The following is a 19,208-nucleotide window of genomic DNA, read 5'->3' as shown; positions in this document are numbered from 1 at the left end:
TGGCCCCAGTTGACGATATTCGAGGCCCGGCACATCGGTGACCTCGCTTACCTGATCTCGCTGGTGCGTCCGCACGTCGCGGTGGTGCTCAACATAGGTAGCGCTCATCTCGGTGAGTTCGGCAGCCGACAAGCCAATGCTGAAGCCAAAGGTGAACTGCTCGGGTTCAAAGAGTCATTGCAACACTGCCTGTCAACGAGCATAGATGCTCGTTGAACGCCTCGGCGGGAGTACGCCAGCCGAGCGTCTTGCGGGGACGGCTGTTAAGGGCGGCGGCGACAGCGGCGAGATCGTTTCGGCCTCGCGTGCCTGCGCGTGGGGGCGTCACGAAAGTCGCGAAACGCTGCAGCGGACCGCGGCGCTCATCGTGCCCCGGCAAACGGCCCCTCGGGATGGTGCCGGGTGTGGCGTTCGACGGCTGCGGCCAGGCGTTGATCGATGCGCTGGGTAGGGGAGAGGTTGAGCGACTTGGGGTGGGCGTAGATCTGTGTGGTGTCGGGGGAGGCGTGGCCGAGCAGGGCTTGTACCGCCGACAGCTCTTCGCCTGCCTCCAGCAGGGCGGTGGCCACGCTGTGGCGGATGCCGTGGATGGAGAGTTTGCTGTGGTCGGCGACTCCGATGGCCTTGGCGATGCGCTGGATGAGGTCGCGAATGTAGGTGCGCTGCAGTGGCCGCCCGTTACGTGATTGGAAGAGCGGGCCGGGTGAGCTTCCGCGCTCGGCCAGATAACCGTCGAGGATTTCGCCGATGAAGGGGCGCACGTCGACCGAGTGGGTGCGGCTGCCCTTGACCGGCAGGTTCACGACCCTGAGGCGGCCCTGGTAGGTGAGGTGGCCGACCTCGACGTTGAGCAGGGAGCTGATGCGGCAGGCGGTGCCGATCAGCACGGCCAAGATCGCTTGGACGCGGGCGCTTTCGTGGAGTACGGCGTGCACGAGCATGTCGTCCAGTTGCTCGCCGCTGATGAACCGGGTGGTGGAGGCGCCCCGTCGGGGAGGTTCCATCCCGTCGAACGGGTTGGCGGTCGCCAGGTCGGCGCGGCGCAGGTAGGTGTACCAGGATTTCGCAGCCGAGATGCGGGCCCGGCGGGTGTTGGCCGACAGTCCGGCGGCGCGCATCGCCGCGGCGTACAGGTCGGTCTCCATGGAGGGCACGTCGCTGATGTGCAGGCCGCGGGCTTGGACCCACCACAGCCACCAGGAGACGTCGCGGATGTAGTTGCGCTGGGTGGCCGGCGAGGAGCGCCGTTCCGAGGACAGCCAGCCCGCGGTGGCCGCCAGGGCCTGCTCGGGTGCTTGCACGGTGCGCAGCAGCGCGGCCAACTCGTAGGCGTTACCGGCGGGCGGTGGGCTGCCCTTGGCCGGCAGCGCGAGGGGTGAGGTGTGCTGTCCCAGCAGCGCGTACAGCTGCGCTTCGGCGGCTTCTTCGGCGTCGGCGTCGAGGTCGCGGGGCCGGTCCAGCACGATGACGCCGGAGATCGCCAGCGGCGCGAGCGCGCTCGACACCGTCGGCCGGGGCGGCTGCGCGGCGGATTCGTCGCCGGCGGGGCGAGAGTGGACGTCATGGAGGCTCATGAGGTGCTTTCTGACGATGCGACGGAGCCGAGGTAGTAACAGGACTGGATGAAAGGAGAGACAAACAACCGCCACGCCAGACGTGATCAGTACCCGCAATCAGTGAAACGTTAGCGGCTGCCAACGATCGTCACCGGAACCTCTTCGCGGACGCGTCGGCGGCACAGTTCTTGCGGCGGCACGGTATCGCAGCGTTGGGCGATTTTTCATCAGCGAGCCGTTGACAGCAACGAGCTGTGACGCTGTGTGAGAAGTCGAGGGCACTTCTGGCGCGCCAGCTTCGGATGGAGCAATCGATAAAGGTGGCGCCAGCACGGACCAGGGCGACGAGGTGAGGTGCGTTGACCGCCCGCCAGCGGGCCTGAGCCGCTTCAATCAATTTGAAGGCCATCGCCAGCCCGGCCGCGTGAGCCGGGCCCCTTGGTGGCCTTGGTCCGGTGCCGGACGGTGGCGAAGGTCGACTTGATCGGATTACTGCAGGTGTCCCTTGCAGGGTGACGATCCGCACCCCGCCGGTAGCGCCAGCGATCAGGGCGTCGTCCAGCCGGTCCAGCCCTGCCGCCGTCCGCTTCTTCAGGTCGGCGATAAATGCCGCGGCATCGACCGGCTTGGCCAGGGCGGCGTAGTGAACGTCGCGGTTGTCCTCAAAGTCACCGGGCAGGTCCTCGTCCGGATTCCGCCACTGGCCAGCGCCCTCGACGTAAATCTCCCTCCGACGCAGCGCCTCCCGCAGGGCGATCAGCACACACAGTTCGTACGGGATGTGCTCGACCCGCACGGTCTCAGCATCAGCGATGGATTCGATTGAGCCCCGGCGGCGCGTGTCGGCCCGCGGCGGTCGGTCACGGAGTCGCGCCGAGCACGTTGAAGTTGTCGCGGAAGACGTTCTCGGGGTCGTACCGCTCCTTCAGCGCGCGCAGCCGCGTCAGGGTGTCGCCCGGGAAGGCGATGTCGATGCGCTCCGGGTCGAGGCCCGTCTCGAAGCTGAGATACATCCCGGTGAAGTGGCGGCGCAGCCGCTCCCACCGCTGGTCGAGCCCGGAGGCGTTCGTACCGAAGGCCACCACGGAGAAGTTGGCCGACCGGTTCGCGTACGCAGTGGCGTCCGGCGGCACGTCGGACACCGCGCCGCCGACAGAGCGGATCTGGAAGAAGTACGCCGCGCCGGTGTCTATGAGCTCGGCCGCCTCCGCCGCGAACTCCGGGGTAATGTGCTCAACGAGCCCCGAGTGCGCATGTGGTTCGCCCTGACCGTGGTGATCCCCGTCCCTGACGTTCGCCATGACTGCCGCGTACGGCACGATCTGGATCGACTGGTCCAGCAGCGGGGCGATCCCGGCAAGGGGCTTCAGTCGGTCCAGCACGGTGTCCGGGTCGTCGGAATCGACCACCGCGAGGACCTGCGCGTACACCGGCCGCCCGCGGCGCCGGCCGCCGATGACCAGGTTGCTGGTGAGGTCGCGGGGGGCCGCTTCGACCGCCGCGCTCCAAGACTCAAGGAACTGGGCGGTGTCGCTCGCGTCGAACACCAGCTGCGCCCAGGCGACGTCGCCGACGACGTCGACCTCGAACTCGAAGGACACCACGATGCCGAAGTTCGCGCCGGCGCCGCGCACCGCCCAGAACAGGTCCGGATTCTCTTCGGCGCTCGCGTGGACCGTGCGTCCGTCGGCGAGCACGATGTCCGCCGCCCTGAGGTGGTCGATGGTCAGACCGTGTTCGCGCGCCAGCCATCCGACACCGCCCGCAGTGGCGAGCCCGCCCACGCCGACCCCGCCGTAGTCGCCCGAGCTCAGCGCCCAGCCGTGCGGGGCCAGGGCCTGAGCGACGTCAGCCCACCGGGCACCGGGGCCGATGCGGACCCTCCGGGTCCGCTCGTCCATCACCTCGATCGTGTTCAGCGCGGAGACGTCGATGACGATGCCGCCGTCGTTGGTGGACCGGCCGCTGATGCCGTGTCCGCCGCTGCGTACGCCGAGGGGTAGGTCTGGGTGCTCGCGCGCGAACGCCAGCGCGTCCGCGACCTCGGCCGCGTCCCGTACCCGCAGCACGAGGCCGGGTGAGCCGCCGCGTATGTACGTGGATCTCACCCGGTTGTACTGGGCGTCACCCGGCTCGACCGCCGCCGAGGCGAGCGTGGCGGGCACGTTGTCGTACGCGATGCCGGGGCGCCGCGCGGCTCGGATGGCCGTGCTGCGCAGCGTAGGGCCTCCGCCTCCGCCTCCGCCGTCGCCGTCGCCGCCGCGCTCGCGGGCCACGGCCTCGCGCAGGGCGGGCGCGACCTCCTCGGCGAACCGCTGGAGGGAGGCGGGATCGTCGGAGGCGAGGATGAACGTGCTCACGCCGTCTTCGAGGGCATAGGGCAGCAGGTCCTCGACCCACTGCGTGCCGGGACCGTCGAGAAAGCCGCGCCCGTCGCGTGTGAAGGTGCCCGAGACGTTCAGCAGTCGCCGGATCTCCCGCGGGTCCCGGCCCACCTCCGCAGCGGCCTCGTCGATGATCCGCATGCCGGTGCGGAGTTCGCCGGGCTTCAGGTAGAAGGTGGACGGCAGCCAGCCGTCCCCCTTGCGGCCGATGAGCCGTTGCATCTTCGGCTTGTAGGCACCGATCCAGACGGGGATGTCGTGGGCCGGCGCGGGGCCGCGCTTGGCGCCGTCGACGTGGTGGTACGTGCCTGGCACCCGCAGGGGGGCCCGCTCCCCGGCCGCCCAGATACCACGCATTACGTCGATCGCCTCGCCGAGCGCGTCGACGGCCTGACCAGGGGTCAGGCGCCGGGCGCCCATCGCCTCGATGGCGTCCCAGAAGGCCCCTGCGCCGAGGGCGAGGTCGAAGCGCCCGCCGGACAGCAGATCCAGGCTCGCGGCCGCGCGGGCGGTCACGGCCGGCGGCCGCATGGGGATGCTGAGGACGTTGGGCGCGACATGGATCCGCTCGGTCACGGCCGCAACCCAGGTGAGCAGCGTCCAGGTGTCGTGGAAGGCCGGCTGGTACGGGTGGTCCTGGAACGTCACCAAGTTGTAGCCGAGTTGCTCGCTGAGCCGGGCGAGTGCCGGGGCACCGCCGGGCTTGCCGTTCGCCGGGGTGATGGAGGTGCCGAAGCTGAGGGAGTGCAAATAGTCGGGCATGTGACCGTGTATCTCGTGTGGTGTGAGTTAGCGGCGGCCGATGGAGAGCCGGCCGTCGAAGGCGATGTCGAAGGCCTGGAGTGGGGGTTTCCATTGCATGGTCCAGCGTCTGCGTCCTGGCCGGTGGGGCGAGGCTCATGAGGAATCGATGGCGTTCGTCGTGCAGACGACCCGCCGGATCTCCGCGGGGACTCCGGACCGTCCGGCGGTGCGCCGGTTGGTCCTTCGCGCCGCCGGCTGTCCGGGACCGGCGGCGCTCGGGGGAGGTCAGGCGTCGAGGCCCAGCTTGAGCGCCTTCGCGAACCGAACCACACGCTCGCCCTGGTAGCGGGCGGAGGCGCGGGTCTCTTCGCCGACCGGGATGGTGCCCTGAGCGTCGAAGTGCGAGGTGCCGTAGGGGTTGCCGTCGGCGAACTTGACCGCATCGGTGTATCCGGGCGGGACGATGACGCCGCCGAAGTGGTGGATGGTGTTGTAGAGAGCCAGCAGCGTGGACTCCTGTCCGCCGTGCAGGGTGGCGGTGGAGGTGAAGCCGCTGTAGACCTTGTTGGACAGCTTGCCCGCACCCCACAAGGGGGAGAGGGTGTCGATGAATTGCTTCAGCTGTGCCGCGACGTTGCCGAACCGGGTCGGAGATCCGAAGATCACCGCGTCCGCCCACTCCATGTCGTCGAGCGTGGGGGCCGGCAGGTGGGCGGTGTCGACATGGTGGGCAGCCCAGGCCGGGTTGCTGTCGATGGCTGTCTGCGGGGCCAGTTCGGCGGCCTTGAGGATGCGCACCTCGGCGCCCGCTTTTTCGGCGCCGGCAGCGACCGCCTTCGCGATTTCGGTGCCGGTTCCGGTCGACGAGTAGTAGACGATGGCGAGCTTGACGGGATCGTGCATCAGGGGTCCTTCGTTTAGTGACCGCTGTTGCGTGCGGACAGCGCGCAGCGGTGGGGTTGTGTTCCCCGCAAGGTGCGGGCGTCTGTTCTAAAGCTAACCCCCCAGAGGGTGATACATCAACCTATTGTTGGGTGATGTATCACCCATTGAGAACGTGTGGCGTGGAACACAACCGACGCCGCGGGTGGCCAGGAGTCACCGGGGTGGCGTCGGGATGTGCTGGGTCCGGCGATCCCTCCGCCGTCGTGTCCATATCCCGATGGGCTGCCACCTGCGCCTATTGCGCCTACCTGCGTTCGCTTCGCGGTATCGGTGTATTGGGGCGGCATACCGAGGGCTCGACCACTGCCCCTGCCGGGGGCGGCTCATGGCCTATTCATGGAGTGCGCAAGAGTGACGAATCACCCTAAACTGCTGCCGCTCGACCAGGATGAGGTGGGCGGTATCAGCGGCGCTACGTCCCCGGATGTCCGAGAGGTCGGCAGCGCCGCGCTCGCGCCGCGCTCACGCCTCGCTCATTCCTCGGGGTTGCCTCGCTGGTGCTTCAGTACCGTTTCGGAGATGGCGGCCAAGGCGTCGAGCTGAACCGGGCTGAGCGCCTCGATGAACGAGCGGCGCACATAGGCGATATGAAGCGGGGCGGCCGCCAGGATGGTTTCGCGGCCTTTGGCCGTGAGGGCGACGTACGTCCCGCGGGGATCGGGGGGTCGGCGTTCGACCAGCCCACGCTTGATCATGCGTGAGAGCTGGTGGGTGAGACGGGTCTTCTCCCACATGAGGCGCTCCCGCAGTTCGAGGATGCGGAGGTGGCCCTCCGAAGCCTCGGAAAGCGTGGCCAGGATGGCGTAGTCCGGTTCCGAGAGACCGGAGTCGAGGAGTAGTCGGCGGTTCAGCCGGCGCGTTACTTCCTCTCGCATGGTGAGGAAGCCTTGCCATGCTCGTTGCTCGCGCTCCGTCAGCCACTCGGGATCAGCCATGGCATCAAGCCTAACCGAAGGGGGTGACACGTCACTGACATATCATCCTGTGGGGTTCTAAGAAATCCTACCTCAATGAGGTACGGACTCTGATGGCGCAGGCCAGAGTAAGGAACGCTTCGCGGATGTCGTCGCGGATCTCCCAGCGGATGTGCAGGCGCCGGAACCAGTGCAGCAGGACGATGGTCTGTTCCACGACCCAGCGGCGGGTGAGTATAGCGGTTCACCCCCCTGCTGGCCGACGCCACCCGATTCACCCGGCACTCACCGGGCAACCGGTGATTCGTGGACGAAACCTACGTGAAAGTCAACGGTGTGGGGCGCTGCGTCTACCGGGCGATTGATCAGCACGGACAGGTCATCGACGTACTCGTCTCCGCCCGCCGGGACGCCGCCGCGGCTCGTCGGTTCTTCAACCGGATCCTGCGGACGCTGAAGGTGACACCCGCCGAGGTCGTCACCGACGCCGCCCCGGTCTGCCCCGCCGTGCGTGACGATCTCGTCCCGTCGGCCTGGCCTCACATCTGAACTGCCGCCGTAGATCCGAGATCGGCCCCGTTCGTCGCTCACCAGAGCCCACGCCTGCCACTGTGTCAGCCGACCGGGTTGCGGCTGGGCGGGCGGACGGAGTCGCGGACGACGATGTGGGTGCCGAGGACCACGTGCTGGCGTTCCTCGCGGTTCAGTGCGAGCCGGACCGCTGTCCGCCCGAGCTCTTCTGTCGGGATGTGCACGGTGGTGAGGCCGGGCTCCAGGTCGGCGGCGAACGGGATGTCGTCGTAGCCTGCGAGCGAGACGTCCTCCGGCACCCGGAGGCCGGCCTCGCGCAGGGCGGCGAGAACGCCGATGGCGACCATGTCGGTGGCCGCGAACACGGCGGTGAACGTCGCCCCCAGTGCGATCAGTCGCCGCGCCTGCTCGTAGCCGTCGGCCCGGCCGAAGCCGGCGGGGATGATCAGATCGGGATCGTGCGGCACGCCGAAGGACTCGTGGGCTCGGACGAATCCCCGGACCCGATCGCGCTTGGTCGTGCTGGTGTTGTCGGGGTGGTCGGCGCCGAGCAGGACGATGTGCCGGTGCCCTTGCGACAGCAGGTGGCTGGTCATGGCGTACGCGCCGCCCTCGTTGTCGTACTCGACCACCGTGGTGGGCACGTCACGGCCCAGCGGGGGGCGGCCGCACAGCACCAATCTGGAGCCCGCCTTGTCCAGGGCGTGAGCGAAGTGCGTCATGCGTTCGATGTAGGAGTCGTCGAGGGAGCCGCCTCCGACCAAGATGACGGCGTCGGCCCGCTGCTCGCGCATGGCCTCCACGACGGCCAGTTCGCGCGCCGGGTCCCCATGGGTGGTGCACACCATGCACAGCCGCCCCTCGGCGGTAGCCTGCTGCTCGACGCCCTTGGCGACATAGGCGAAGGACGGGCCGGTGACGTCGTCGAGAACGAACGCCACCATTTTCGTGCTGGCCCCTGACAGGGCACGGGCGTGCACGTTGAGCACGTAGTCGAGCTCGCGCATCGCCCGCAACACCCGCGTCCTGGTGGACTGGGCGACCGGGTAGTCGCCCTGGATCACCCGGGAGACGGTGGTGGCCGAAACGCCTGCCCGGGCAGCCACGTCGCGGACGGTGACACGATCTTCGTCGCCGCTCACACCTTTGGAGGTTAGTTTTCGCGACAAGGCTTGCCTTCCACGGTTTTCGACAGGCGGAGCAGTGCGGCTGAGCAGGGCTCGCGTAGGGTGACGCGCAAGGCATCGGCCTCCCAGCGGACCTCCGCCGTCCCAGGCAGCAGCGGGGTGAGATCATAACCCGCCGGCCAGGGCACGTCGATCACGTCTGAGGGGGAGTGTCTGCGCCACACTGCGAGGTATGCCACCTCACCGCAGTCTATGGCCAGCGCGATCTGATCGGCATCCCAGCGGGGGAGACCCAGCGGCCAGCGGGGGGCGCCCTTCGCCAGGTCCTTCCTGTAGCCCTTGTAGACGGCGATGGCCTCGGCCACGAGGGCCAGTCGTGCGGGGTCCAGGAGATCGAGCCGGCCGCTGAGGTGAATCCGGCCGAGCATGGCGTTGACCAGCCCGAACGTGATCATCGCTGGATCGCCGTGCGGGTAGGCCCAGACCGCGCCTTGCTCCGGCGGCACGGCCGTGGGCGCGGCGGCGGCGATGGCCGCAAGCAGCAGGTCGTCCTGCTGGTCGGTGAGCGACTGCACGGGGAAGGTCCGCAAGGTGGCGCCGTCGAGCCGCATCCCGCCGGCCGCGCATGCCTCGATCACCAGACCGCGGTGGCGGTCCATGGCGCGCCCGGCCCATGCCAGGTAGGCGCGATTGTGCTCGAGCAGGCGGTCGGCAGGTCCGATGTCGATGTTGTAGTCGAACTTGAAGTATCCGACGCCGAACTCCGCGACCAGCCGATCCACGACCGCGTCCAAGTGCCCGGCGGCGGCGGGATGGCTGAGATCGAGCTGGTGACGTCCCCATTCGGTGAGGCGCAGCCCATCCCGCCGCAGGTATGCCTCATCGGGGAGGCCTACCTCTGCGCGGACACCGATGATCTCGGGCTCCAGCCACAGGCCCGGGATCATGCCTGCGGCTTTGATGGCGTCGGTGACCTCGGCCAGGCCGTTGGGGAAGCGCTCGGTGGAGGGTTCCCAGTGGCCGACGGTGTCCCACCAGCCGGGTACGCCGCCGGCGCCTGGCCCGGCGAGCTCGTCGTCGTACCAGCCGGCGTCGATGCAGAAGTATTCGGCGCCCGCTCGGGATGCCGCGGCGATCAAGGGTAGGAGGCGTTCCGTGGTCGGATCGCCCATCAGGCAGTTCATGAAGTCGTTGAAGACGATCGGCAGGTCCGTGTTGTCCTGGTGGGGCTGGCGCAGAGCGCGGCGATAGCCGGTCAGCGCCGCGATGGCCATCTCGTAGTCGCCTGCGAGGGTGAAGGCCGCGGGGACGGTGGTGAAGGATTCGCCTGGCGCCAGCCGCGCTGACCAGTTGTGCTCGCGCTGGGAGGGGCCCGACAGCAGGAGGTAGATCTCGCCGAAGCGGTCGGCGAGCTCGGCGTGCCAGGGGCCGTTGTGTTCAATCTGCCAGGCCAGTGTGCCGTGCGGGCCGTTGATCCAGCCCATCGGCAGGTGCTCCGACGACGGCCAGGAACCTGTGCTGGTGAGCGCGATGCGATTCTTGGTGCCTGTCTGGCCGTATCTCGTCATGCCGACGTCCGGCAGGCCATGGTTTTGGAGTGTGCCGCCGGACCAGCGGAACTCGCCGCTCCACGGGTTGCTCGCGGTCCAGGTCTCGCAGTGGTGGGACAGGCCCGCGAAGGCGAAGGAGGAGACATGCTCGACAAGGATGTCCCGCTCGGCGGTCACCTCCGTCCAGCAGCGCACGACCGCGCCGTAGGCCTCGTACCACGTGGCGACGCGCAGGCCACCGCCCTGTGATCTGATCACGAGCCGGTCGTTGTCCACCTCATGGGAGGTATAGCACAGGAGGAGGGATGCGACACCGTCCACGTGCCGTTTGCCCGCGGTGCCGCTCCTGCCGGTGCCGGTGATCTCGATTTCGACCACGGGCAGTGCCGCCCGGCCGGCGCCGGCGAGGCCGCCGATCGCCAGCAGCCGTGGCGGTCCGTCCTCGGCAAGGTCGAAGCGCAGTCCGTGCCAGTTCATGGTGCTCACGGCTGCTCCACGAGAACGGTGTGCGGTGTCATTCAGGCCACCTTGTCGAGATCGTCGTGTGTCACCTGGTGGGCGAGAGGAAAGCCGGAGACCAGCCGCTCCAACTCGTCGAGAACGGTGGTTCCCATGCGGGCGAGTTCGTTGCCGTGAGAGCCGGCGATGTGCGGGGTGAGGAAGGCGTTGGGCAGGTCGAACAGCGGTGAGTCGGGCGGCAGCGGCTCCGGTTCGGTCACGTCCAGCACCGCCGACAGCCGTCCCGCCGACAGCTCCGCGATGAGTGCGCCGGTGTCCACGAGGGATCCCCGGGCCGTGTTGATCAGAACCGCGCCGTCCGGCATCCGCGCGAGGCGGTCCCTGTCAATCATGTGGAAGGTCTCGTCATTGGCGGGGGCGTGCAGGCTGACGATGTCGCAGGAGCTCAGCAGTTCCTCCAGTTCGACCTGCTGTATGCCGTCGACCTGGGTGTAGGGGTCGTACAGGCAGAGCTTCAGGTCGTGCGGAGCGAGGAGCTCGATTACCCGACGGCCGATGCGGGAGGCCCCGACGATGCCGACCCGCCGGCCGTAGTTGCCGGCCGATGGCTGGATCTCGCCGAGCGTGAAGGACCGCCGTCGCCGGTAGCCCTCGCGCAGCGTGAACACGTCCTTGCCCGCCAGCAGTACGGCCGCGACGGTGTACTCGGCCACGGGGACGGCGTTGGCGTCGGCGGCGGAGGAGATGAGCAGCTCACGCTCCCAGCAGGCGGGGGTGACCAGGCTCTTGACCGAACCGGCGGCGTGGAGCGCGGCGCGCAGCCGGGGCGCGGCGGTGAGCAATCCCTCGTCGAGCGGTGGGCAGCCCCAACTGGTGATCAGGACGTCCACGCGGGGGAGCACCTCGGCCAGGCGCGGGTCGTCGAAGTGCTCGGCGACCAGCGACACGTCGATGTCGGCGATAGCCCGCAGCCGCTCCAGGGCGGGTGCGGGAAAGAGCATCGCGAGGTGTTCCGCGCGCATGGCGAACAACGCCTTCGGGCGGTGAAGCACGGGCTGGGGCCTCCATTCGAGGGATTTTTAGAAACCGGTGTCTACCGTAGGAGTACACAGGACTCTGGTCAACGGCGAACTAGCGAAACGCATATCGGCAGTGAGCAGGCGTGTCTGCGCCTCCTCTGTAACGTATATGTAACGCGTTCTTGTGGTAGACGCCGCACAGTCGTAGCGTTCGCAGCGATCGGTTTCTATATGGGAGGCGGGAAATGAAACGGACGGCTGCGACAGTGGCCGCGATCCTGGCGGCCGCTCTGACCGGCTGCTCCGGCCAGGACCAGAGCCCGGCCACGGCGCAGAAGCCGACGGGTCCAGTGCAGATCGACTATTGGAGCTGGACCGCGGGCGTCGACAAGCAGGTCGCCGCATGGAACGCGGCCCACCCCGACGTGCACGTGACGTACACGAACGTGGCGGGCGACCTGGCCTACGACAAGATGCGCGCGGCGACCAAGGCGGGCAACGCGCCCTGCCTGGCCCGGATGGACGCAATGAACACCGTCACGTTCGCCGCCGACGGGCTGCTGGAGGACGTCGGCGCCTACACGGCCCCGCTCAAGGACACCTTCACCCAGGCCGCCTGGAACCAGGTCAGCCCCGGCGGCATCACCGTGGGCCTGCCACAGGCCTCGGCCCCGAACTTCTACGCCTACCGGACCGACCTGTTCGATGAGTACGGCCTGCAGGTACCCAAAACCTGGGACGAGTTGATCGCGACGGGGGAGAAGGCGGCCGCCGCCAGAAAGGGCACCAAGATCTGGAACATGGCCGGCGAGGACCCCAGCACGTTCGTGGGCCTGTCCTGGCAGGCCGGCGCCACCTGGTACAAGGCGGCGGGCGACCACTGGGAGATCAACTTCACCTCGCCGGCGACGCTCAAGGCCGCCGACGTGCTGCAACGGCTGATCGACCACGATCTGTTCTCCTCGGCCTCCTACGCCGACCCCGGCGTGTGGAAGACCTGGGACGACGGCACCACCATCTCGATGGGCACCTCGACCTGGCAGCTCCCGATCTACGCGCAGAACTTCCCGAAGACAGCGGGCAAGTGGGCGCTCGCGCAGCTCCCGCAGTACACCGGGGCGAGCCCGTCCACCGACGGCGGGTTCACCAACGCGGTCGTGCTCAAGGGCTGCGAGCACCCCGAGCAGGCCGTGCGGTTCGCCGCTTGGCTGGCCACCGATCCCGCGCCGGTCAAGGCGCTGTCGGACCCGAACTCGGGCGCTGGGTTCTTCCCCGCGCTCAAGGACGTCAATCCGTACCTGGCCGACCTGGCGCCGAAGAAGATGTTCGGCGACGTGGACAGCACCCGAGTGATCGCGCAGGCTGCACAGACGGTCAACCCGACCTGGCAGCACGGTCCCAACTACGCCACCATGTACGCCGAAATGCAGAAGCTCTGGCCCGAGGTGCTCGGCAAGAAGATGAAGGTTACCGAGATGGTGAACCGGCTGCAGCAGTTCACCCTCGACGACCTCAAGGCCAAGGGCATCAACGCGACGGCAGGTGCCTGAGCCCGATGCTGAGGCGCTCGCCGACTACCGTGGCTGCCCACCGGCCGCGCGGAGCCTACAAGGGATTTCTGTTCACGGCGCCGTTCGTGGCCGGATTCCTGGCCGTCTACGTCGTGCCGGTGGGATACGCGATCTTCCAGAGCATGTTCCAGATCAAACGGTCCGGGCTGGGCTTCGGCGGGGCTCAGAACGTCTTCGCCGGGGCGGCCAACCTGATCAAGGGGCTGGCGGACGCGGCGTTCTGGGCCGGCCTGGGCCGGGTGATCGTCTTCGGCGCCGTGCAGATCCCCGTCATGCTGGCGCTTTCGCTGGGCATGGCGCTGCTGCTGGACAGCGTGGCGGCGCGGGCGACGCGACTGTTCCGGGTCGGGTTCCTGATCCCGTACGTGATCCCGGGCGTGGTCGGAACGCTGATCTGGCTCTACCTCTACAGCCCGACCACCAGCCCGCTCAACGTCGTGTGGGACTTCACCTTCGACCGGCCGATCGACGCGTTCTGGACGATCGGAAACCTGCTCACTTGGCAGGGCCTCGGCCTCAACATGATCCTCATCTACGCGGCGCTCCAGGCGATCCCGCCGGAGCAGTACGAGGCCGCGCGCATCGACGGCGCCTCCGAGTGGCGCATCGCCTGGTCGATCAAGGTGCCCAACCTGCGCGGCATCCTCGTGCTGACCGGCATGTTCTCGCTCATCGGCCGGCTGCAGCTGTTCGGCGAGCCGCTGATTTTGCGCCAGGTCGGGCCGCAGGCCATCTCCACCGACTTCGCCCCGATGCTGATGATCTTCCGGACCGCGTTCAGCCAGAACGATTACGGCTACGCCGCCGCCCTGTCGATCATCCTGGCCGTCGTCACCGGGCTGCTGGCCTTCGTCTTCTACCGCATCACGAACAGGAGGTTCGCATGACCAGGCGATCGGTCACGCTGACCACCCTGCTGTTGGTGCTGTTCCTGCTGTACTCCATCGCGCCCGCCTGGTTCCTGCTGGTGTCAGCCACCAAGAGCACCGGCGACATGTACGGCACGTTCGGGTTGTGGTTCGCCGACTTCCATCTATGGGACAACCTGCGCGAGGTGCTCACCTATAAGGACGGGCTGTTCCTGCGCTGGACCTGGAACTCGATCGTCTACTCGGGCGTCGGCGCGGCGGGCGCGACGATCATCTCGGTCGCGGCCGGGTACGGACTGGCCAAGTTCGACTTCCGGGGCAGGGGCGCGCTCTTCGCCGCCACCATCGGGGCCTCGCTGCTGCCGGGCGCGCTGCTGGCGCTCCCGCTCTACCTGCTGTTCTCCAAGATCGGCCTGGTGGGGTCGGTGTGGTCGGTACTGATCCCCTACTTCGTCAACCCGTTCGGGGTCTACCTCGGCCGCGTCTACGCCGACAGCGCCGTGCCAACAGCGCTGCTGGAGGCCGCCCGCATCGACGGGGCCGGCGAGCTGCGCATCTTCACCCGGATCGGTCTGCGGCTGATGACCACAGGCGCGGTCACGATCTTCATGCTGGACTTCATCGGCATCTGGAACAACTTCTTCCTGCCGCTGTTCATGCTCACCGGTGAGGACACCTTCCCGGTGACGCTGGGCCTGTACGCCTGGAACGCGCAGGTGCTGTCGGCCCGCGACATGACCTCGCTGGTCATCACCGGGTCGTTGCTGTCAATCATCCCGCTGGCGCTGTTCATGTTCTCGCTGCAGAAGTACTGGCGCAGCGGGATCCTCATGGGCTCCCTCCGCTGACGGCCGTTTTCTCACAGGACCGAGGTCATGATCCGCAATCCCATCCTTCCCGGCTTCCACCCCGATCCGTCGATCCTGCGGGCCGGCGACGACTACTACCTGGCCACCTCGACGTTCGAGTGGTATCCAGGCGTGCGCGTGCACCACTCGCGTGATCTGGTCAACTGGCGGTCCTTGGGCGGCATCCTGACCGACCGCCGGCTGCTCGACCTGACGGGTGTGCCCGATTCCGGCGGGGTCTGGGCGCCTGACCTCACCCACGCGAACGGGCTGTTCCACCTGGTGTACGGGGTGATGGACAACTACGCCCACGGTTTCAAGGACATCACGAACTACCTGATCACCGCGCCCTCCATCGACGGACCCTGGTCCGATCCGGTCAGGCTGCCGGGACGCGGGTTCGACGCCGCGCTCTTTCACGATGAGGACGGCAGCACGTACCTGCTCAACATGGTCTTCGACTCCCGCCCCGGACACGGGTTCGCCGGAATCGAGATCCAGCCGCTCGCCGGCGGGAAGCCACGACTCATCCTGGAGAACCGGCACGTCACCGAGGGCCCGCATCTGTACCGGATCGGCGGCTGGTACTACCTGATGGTGGCCGAGGGCGGCACCGGCTACGACCACGGTGTCACGGTGCTGCGGTCCCGGTCGCTGGAGGGACCGTACGAGGCCGATCCGGCCGGGCCGATGCTCACCGCCCGCCACGACCCGAACCTCGAACTGCAGAAGGCCGGGCACGGCTGCCTGGTCCAAACCCGGGACGGCAACTGGTACCTCGCGCACCTGGCCGCCCGCCCTTACACCACGAGGGGACGGTGCGTGCTGGGCAGGGAGACCGCGATCCAGAGCGTCGAGTGGGTGGACGAGTGGCCGCGGGTGGCCGGGGGCGTACCCGCCGTCGAGGTGCCCATGCCCGCCCTGTCGCCGCACCGGTGGCAACCCGTGGATAGCGACTGGAGCACCCTGCGCCGCCCGGCCTCGCCCGACTGGCTGACGGAGGAGGGCGGCCGGCTGACGATCCAGGGCGGGCAGTCGCCGTACGGGCTGCGCGCGCCCAGCCTGGTCGGCCGCCCCGTGACCAGCAGGAAGTGCAGGTTCGAGGCGAGCGTCACGTTCGAGCCGGACAGCGTGCACCAGTCCGCCGGGATCGGCGCCTACTACAACTCGCGCAACTGGTACCACCTCGCGCTCACCTCCGGCGGGCTGGTGCTGACCGGCAGCGACCGGGGCGTGCGCACCGTGCACTTCACCGCGGAGCCGGCGAGCCGGCTCGGCGTCGAGTTCGACGGCCCCGTCCTGCGCTTCACCTATGACGGCCGGGCCGTCCCCGTGGAGCTGGACGCCACGATCCTGTCCGACGAGAACGCCGACGAGATCATCGACGGCCAGGTGCGCTCCTTCGGCTTCACCGGCGCATTCGTCGGCCTGTGGGTGCAGGACCTCGCGGGCGAGGGCTGCCAGGCCACCTTCCACGACACGACTTACCAGGCCCCGTGATGTTCACGCTCACAACCCCCCGAGGAGATCTCATGACAAGCACACGATGGCTCGCCGTGGCCGCGGCCCTGACCACCTGTCTCAGCGCGGCCGCATGCGGGAGCGACACCGGGACGTCGTCCCAGCCGGTCGGCCAAGGCGGCGCAGGCGGCACGGTGACGCTGGACTACTGGACCGACAAGCAGGGCTCGGAGGCCGCGGTCGCCGCCTTCAACGCCGCGCACAAGGACGTACAGCTCAAGTACGTCAAGGTGCCCGCCGCCGACCTGGTCAAGAACCTGCGCAATGCCCACAAGGCCGGCGACAAGGCGACGATGCCGTGCATCGCCCAGACCGACAACCGCAACGGCGGCCAGCTGCTGTCCGAAGGCGTCATCAAGGACATCACCCAGGAGGTGGGCCGCAACGCGGCCAAGTTCTCCCCCGGTGGCGTCGAGGCGGTGACCCTGGCCAAGATCGCGTACGGCGTGCCGAACAAGCGCGACCCGCTGTTCAGCATGTACTACAAGCCGATCTTCGAGGAGCGCGGGCTGAAGTACCCCACGACCTGGGAGGAGCTCATCGACATCGGCAAGAAACATCTGAAGAAGGACGGCGTCGCCGTCTTCAACCTGGCGGGGGAGGACCCCTCGACCATGATGGGGCTGGCCTGGCAGGCGGGCGCCCGCTGGTACACGATTCAGGGCGACGCCTGGAAGATCAACTTCACCGACGAGGCGTCCAAGTGGTCGGCGGACATCATGCAGCAACTCCTCGACAACGACCTGGTCGAGAAGATCTCCTACGCCGAGTACGCGGCCATGATGCAGGAGTACGACCAGGGCAAGATCGCGATGAGGCAGGTATCGACCTGGCAGCTGGCCGGCCACCAGCGCAACATGAAGGACTCCCTGGGCAAGTGGGAAGCCGGGCCGAACCTGCTGGTCAAGGGCCAGAGTGAGCCGGTATCGGCCGCCGACACGGGCGCGCTGGTGGTGCCGTCACTGTGCAAGGACACCGCCAAGGCGGCCGAGGCGGCGCTCTGGCTGGCCACCGAGAGCAAGCCGGTCGCGGCGATGGCCGACCCGGTGGGCGGCTCCGGATGGTACCCGGCCGTCACCGACCCCGCCCCCTACTTGGACGCGGTACTGCCGAAGCAGCTCTGGGGCGAGCACGCCGAGGCCGGCAAGCAGGTCATCGCCGATTCCGACAACTTCGCCTCCGACTGGGTGTACGGGCCCAACTCCACCGCCATGTACGAGGAACTGGCCGACAAGTGGGGCAAGGCCATGAACGGCGAGATGAAGGTCGCGGACGTACTGACCCACATGCAGCAGTGGACGGTCGACGACCTGAAGCAGAAGGGCGTCAAGGTCGTCGGATGATCGCCGTGTGGGGAGCCGGGCCCGGCTCCCCACATGTCCTCAAGGGAATTATTCATGTCTGTTACTCAGCGTAAAGGTGCGGCCTTTTCCGCACCGTTCTTCATCGGCTTCGCCTGCCTGTTCGTCATCCCGCTGCTGTATGCCGCCTATCAGAGCCTGTTCACCGTGCGTACCTCCGGGCTCGGCATCGGCCCACGCCAGGAGGTGTTCACCGGTTTCGGCAACTTCGCCCGCGGCCTGGGCGACACGACGTTCTGGGCCGCGGTCCTGCGGGTGACTCTGTTCGCCGCGGTGCAGATCCCGGTCATGCTGGCGCTCTCGCTGACAATGGCGCTGCTCCTGGACGCGGTGACCAAGCGGGTGGCGCATCGCTACCGGCTGGCGTTCCTGGTGCCGTACATGATCCCCGGCATCGTGGCGGCGCTCATGTGGATGTACATCTACAGCCCCCGCCTGGGCCCGCTCCTCGACCTGACCGGGATCAACTTCTTCGCCTCCGAGCTGATCTGGGTCTCCCTGGGTAACCTGCTCACCTGGGTGGGCGCTGGGTTCAACATGCTCATCGTCTACGGCGCGCTGCAGTCGGTGCCGCGCGAGATCTTCGACGCAGCCCGGGTGGACGGCGCCTCCGAACTGCGCGTCGCGCTGTCCATCAAGATCCCATACGTGCGCGGGGCGCTCGTGCTGACCGGCATGTTGTCGATCATCCACATGTTGCAGATCTTCAACGAGCCGCTGCTGTTTCGCAACGTGGTGCCCGAGGTCGTCACCAAGGACTTCACCCCGATCATGATGATCTACTACGAGGCGTTCGACAGCAACGACTACAACTACGCCGCCGCGCTGTCGATCATCCTGGCCGTCTTCGTCGGCGTCATCTCCATGCTCTTCTACCGCGTCACGAACAGGGCCCAGCAACCATGACCGCACTCGTAACGGTGAGAAAAACGGAGCGGGCGGCCGACGGGCTGCCCGTCGACGCTACGCAGTCACGCACCTCACAGGTGCTCATCCTGTTCGGCCTGGGACTGTTCGCGCTCTACTCCGTCGCCCCGATCTGGTGGCTGGTCGTCTCCGCCACCAAGTCCCAGACCGACATGCTCTACACCAACGGCCTGTGGTTCGGCGAGTTCAACCTAGGCCGCAACCTGGAACAGGTCTTCACCTACGACGACGGCATCTTCCTGCGCTGGGTCCTCAACTCCTTCCTGTACGCGGGTGTCGGCGCAGCCGTGTGCACACTGATCTCGCTGGCCGCCGGCTATTCGCTATCCCGCTTCACCTTCCGCGGCCGAGGCACCGGCCTGGCCCTGGTGATCGGCTCGTTCCTCATCCCGGGCGCCATGCTCACCTTGCCGCTCTACCTGCTGTTCGCCAAGCTCGGCCTGGTCGACACCGTCTGGGCCGTGCTGCTGCCCGCCTTCATCAGCCCCTTCTCGGTCTACCTGTCGAAGGTGTACGTCGACGGCGCCGTGCCGCCCGCACTGCTGGAGGCGGCCCGCATGGACGGCGCCGGCGAGCTGCGGATCTTCTTCCAGATCGTCATCCGGCTGATGACCACCGGCGCGGCCACCGTGTTCCTGCTCGCCTTCGTCAGCAACTGGAACAGCTTCTACCTGCCGCTGACCATGCTTCGCGGCGAGGACAAATGGCCCCTCAGCCTCGGCCTGTACGCCTGGAACCTGCAGCGCACCGAAGCCGAGACCGACCTGACCGCCCTCGTTCTCACCGGCTCCCTGCTCGCCGCCGTCCCACTCGCGGTCTTCATGATCGCGATGCGCCGCTACTGGCAGTCGGGGGTCACCTTGGGCAGCATCAAATGATCTT

The 19,208-nt window shown here is 67.8% G+C and carries 16 protein-coding genes and 3 pseudogenes; 10 read left to right on the top strand and 9 right to left on the bottom strand.

The features are described 5' to 3' along the window. Nucleotides 1-9: 9 nt before the first annotated feature. The gene (locus DKM19_RS21805; protein WP_110697889.1) at nt 10-216 is read left to right on the top strand and encodes a Mur ligase family protein; all 207 of its coding nucleotides are present in this window, start codon (nt 10-12) and stop codon (nt 214-216) included. On the opposite strand, the pseudogene DKM19_RS52995 reads toward DKM19_RS21805, so the two are convergent. The 3 genes and pseudogenes from DKM19_RS52995 to DKM19_RS21790 form a co-directional block, all read right to left on the bottom strand. Continuing rightward, nucleotides 167-292 (bottom strand): annotated as a pseudogene (locus DKM19_RS52995) (IS30 family transposase); the annotation flags it as partial. The gene DKM19_RS21805 and the pseudogene DKM19_RS52995 sit on opposite strands and share 50 nt — an antisense overlap. Before the next feature lie 70 nt (nt 293-362). Then, nucleotides 363-1,574: a tyrosine-type recombinase/integrase gene (locus DKM19_RS21795; RefSeq protein WP_110697887.1), complete on the bottom strand. Its 1,212-nt coding sequence runs from the start codon at nt 1,572-1,574 to the stop codon at nt 363-365. 298 nt (nt 1,575-1,872) lie between these two features. Beyond that, nucleotides 1,873-2,050, bottom strand: a pseudogene (locus DKM19_RS21790) (IS256 family transposase); the annotation flags it as partial. A gap of 11 nt (nt 2,051-2,061) precedes the next feature. On the opposite strand from DKM19_RS21790, the gene DKM19_RS51860 reads away from it, so the two are divergent. Next, nucleotides 2,062-2,382, top strand: a complete 321-nt coding sequence (locus DKM19_RS51860; RefSeq protein ID WP_239514373.1) for a hypothetical protein — start codon at nt 2,062-2,064, stop codon at nt 2,380-2,382. Nucleotides 2,383-2,416: 34 nt separating this feature from the next. Here the strand turns inward: DKM19_RS51860 and DKM19_RS21780 are convergent, their stop codons facing one another. The 3 genes from DKM19_RS21780 to DKM19_RS21770 all read right to left on the bottom strand — a co-directional run bounded on the left by DKM19_RS21780 (nt 2,417) and on the right by DKM19_RS21770 (nt 6,564). Then, nucleotides 2,417-4,702, bottom strand: a complete 2,286-nt coding sequence (locus tag DKM19_RS21780) for an LLM class flavin-dependent oxidoreductase (protein ID WP_110697885.1) — start codon at nt 4,700-4,702, stop codon at nt 2,417-2,419. Between the two features lie 267 nt (nt 4,703-4,969). After that, the gene (gene wrbA, locus DKM19_RS21775) at nt 4,970-5,587 is read right to left on the bottom strand and encodes an NAD(P)H:quinone oxidoreductase (protein ID WP_110697883.1); all 618 of its coding nucleotides are present in this window, start codon (nt 5,585-5,587) and stop codon (nt 4,970-4,972) included. Between the two features lie 515 nt (nt 5,588-6,102). Then, nucleotides 6,103-6,564, bottom strand: coding sequence for a MarR family winged helix-turn-helix transcriptional regulator (locus tag DKM19_RS21770; protein ID WP_110697881.1), 462 nt, complete (start codon nt 6,562-6,564; stop codon nt 6,103-6,105). Between the two features lie 219 nt (nt 6,565-6,783). On the opposite strand from DKM19_RS21770, the pseudogene DKM19_RS21765 reads away from it, so the two are divergent. After that, nucleotides 6,784-7,077 (top strand): annotated as a pseudogene (locus DKM19_RS21765) (DDE-type integrase/transposase/recombinase); the annotation flags it as partial. Between the two features lie 80 nt (nt 7,078-7,157). Here the strand turns inward: DKM19_RS21765 and DKM19_RS21760 are convergent. Genes DKM19_RS21760 through DKM19_RS21750 form a run of 3 tightly spaced genes read right to left on the bottom strand, consistent with a single transcriptional unit; the run spans nt 7,158 to nt 11,262 of the window. Then, the gene (locus DKM19_RS21760) at nt 7,158-8,216 is read right to left on the bottom strand and encodes a LacI family DNA-binding transcriptional regulator (RefSeq protein WP_110697877.1); all 1,059 of its coding nucleotides are present in this window, start codon (nt 8,214-8,216) and stop codon (nt 7,158-7,160) included. Between the two features lie 11 nt (nt 8,217-8,227). Continuing rightward, nucleotides 8,228-10,228 carry a glycoside hydrolase family 36 protein gene (locus DKM19_RS21755; RefSeq protein ID WP_110705876.1) on the bottom strand — a complete coding sequence of 667 codons (2,001 nt, stop codon included), beginning with the start codon at nt 10,226-10,228 and terminating at the stop codon, nt 8,228-8,230. A 41-nt stretch (nt 10,229-10,269) separates the two neighbouring features. Then, nucleotides 10,270-11,262: a hydroxyacid dehydrogenase gene (locus DKM19_RS21750; RefSeq protein WP_110697875.1), complete on the bottom strand. Its 993-nt coding sequence runs from the start codon at nt 11,260-11,262 to the stop codon at nt 10,270-10,272. Nucleotides 11,263-11,474: 212 nt separating this feature from the next. Here DKM19_RS21750 and DKM19_RS21745 point away from each other — a divergent pair, with 212 nt between their 5' ends. The 7 genes from DKM19_RS21745 to DKM19_RS21715 are packed head-to-tail and all read left to right on the top strand — an operon-like array spanning nt 11,475 to nt 19,204. Continuing rightward, nucleotides 11,475-12,779, top strand: coding sequence for an ABC transporter substrate-binding protein (locus tag DKM19_RS21745; protein WP_110697873.1), 1,305 nt, complete (start codon nt 11,475-11,477; stop codon nt 12,777-12,779). A gap of 29 nt (nt 12,780-12,808) precedes the next feature. After that, the gene (locus tag DKM19_RS21740) at nt 12,809-13,687 is read left to right on the top strand and encodes a carbohydrate ABC transporter permease (RefSeq protein ID WP_204358924.1); all 879 of its coding nucleotides are present in this window, start codon (nt 12,809-12,811) and stop codon (nt 13,685-13,687) included. Further along, a complete protein-coding gene (locus DKM19_RS21735; protein ID WP_110697869.1) occupies nt 13,684-14,517 on the top strand; it encodes a carbohydrate ABC transporter permease in 834 nt (277 codons plus the stop codon). Before DKM19_RS21740 ends, DKM19_RS21735 begins: the two co-directional genes overlap by 4 nt. 27 nt (nt 14,518-14,544) lie before the next feature. After that, nucleotides 14,545-16,017: a glycoside hydrolase family 43 protein gene (locus DKM19_RS21730; RefSeq protein WP_110697867.1), complete on the top strand. Its 1,473-nt coding sequence runs from the start codon at nt 14,545-14,547 to the stop codon at nt 16,015-16,017. 32 nt (nt 16,018-16,049) lie between these two features. Next, nucleotides 16,050-17,381 (top strand): ABC transporter substrate-binding protein, encoded by a 1,332-nt coding sequence (locus DKM19_RS21725; RefSeq protein WP_162641663.1) that lies wholly within the window; start codon nt 16,050-16,052, stop codon nt 17,379-17,381. A 54-nt stretch (nt 17,382-17,435) separates the two neighbouring features. Beyond that, on the top strand, nt 17,436-18,305 hold the full coding sequence (locus DKM19_RS21720; RefSeq protein WP_110697864.1) for a carbohydrate ABC transporter permease: 870 nt from the start codon (nt 17,436-17,438) through the stop codon (nt 18,303-18,305). Then, nucleotides 18,302-19,204 carry a carbohydrate ABC transporter permease gene (locus DKM19_RS21715; protein ID WP_110697862.1) on the top strand — a complete coding sequence of 301 codons (903 nt, stop codon included), beginning with the start codon at nt 18,302-18,304 and terminating at the stop codon, nt 19,202-19,204. The genes DKM19_RS21720 and DKM19_RS21715 overlap by 4 nt, the downstream gene beginning before the upstream one ends. Nucleotides 19,205-19,208: the final 4 nt, after the last annotated feature.

The organism is Streptosporangium sp. 'caverna', from assembly GCF_003203775.1.
In the GTDB taxonomy this organism is placed as follows: Bacteria; Actinomycetota; Actinomycetes; order Streptosporangiales; family Streptosporangiaceae; genus Streptosporangium; species Streptosporangium subroseum.
This window is presented reverse-complemented; position numbering and strand designations above follow the sequence as displayed.

Coding starts and splice junctions, on each gene's coding strand:
- DKM19_RS21730 (WP_110697867.1), top strand. CDS start 14,545: ATGATCCGCAATCCCATCCTTCCCGGCTTCCACCCCGATCCGTCGATC.
- DKM19_RS21745 (WP_110697873.1), top strand. CDS start 11,475: ATGAAACGGACGGCTGCGACAGTGGCCGCGATCCTGGCGGCCGCTCTG.
- DKM19_RS21725 (WP_162641663.1), top strand. CDS start 16,050: ATGACAAGCACACGATGGCTCGCCGTGGCCGCGGCCCTGACCACCTGT.
- DKM19_RS21795 (WP_110697887.1), bottom strand. CDS start 1,574: ATGAGCCTCCATGACGTCCACTCTCGCCCCGCCGGCGACGAATCCGCC.
- DKM19_RS21735 (WP_110697869.1), top strand. CDS start 13,684: ATGACCAGGCGATCGGTCACGCTGACCACCCTGCTGTTGGTGCTGTTC.
- DKM19_RS21755 (WP_110705876.1), bottom strand. CDS start 10,228: ATGAACTGGCACGGACTGCGCTTCGACCTTGCCGAGGACGGACCGCCA.
- wrbA (WP_110697883.1), bottom strand. CDS start 5,587: ATGCACGATCCCGTCAAGCTCGCCATCGTCTACTACTCGTCGACCGGA.
- DKM19_RS21720 (WP_110697864.1), top strand. CDS start 17,436: ATGTCTGTTACTCAGCGTAAAGGTGCGGCCTTTTCCGCACCGTTCTTC.
- DKM19_RS21770 (WP_110697881.1), bottom strand. CDS start 6,564: ATGGCTGATCCCGAGTGGCTGACGGAGCGCGAGCAACGAGCATGGCAA.
- DKM19_RS21715 (WP_110697862.1), top strand. CDS start 18,302: ATGACCGCACTCGTAACGGTGAGAAAAACGGAGCGGGCGGCCGACGGG.
- DKM19_RS21780 (WP_110697885.1), bottom strand. CDS start 4,702: ATGCCCGACTATTTGCACTCCCTCAGCTTCGGCACCTCCATCACCCCG.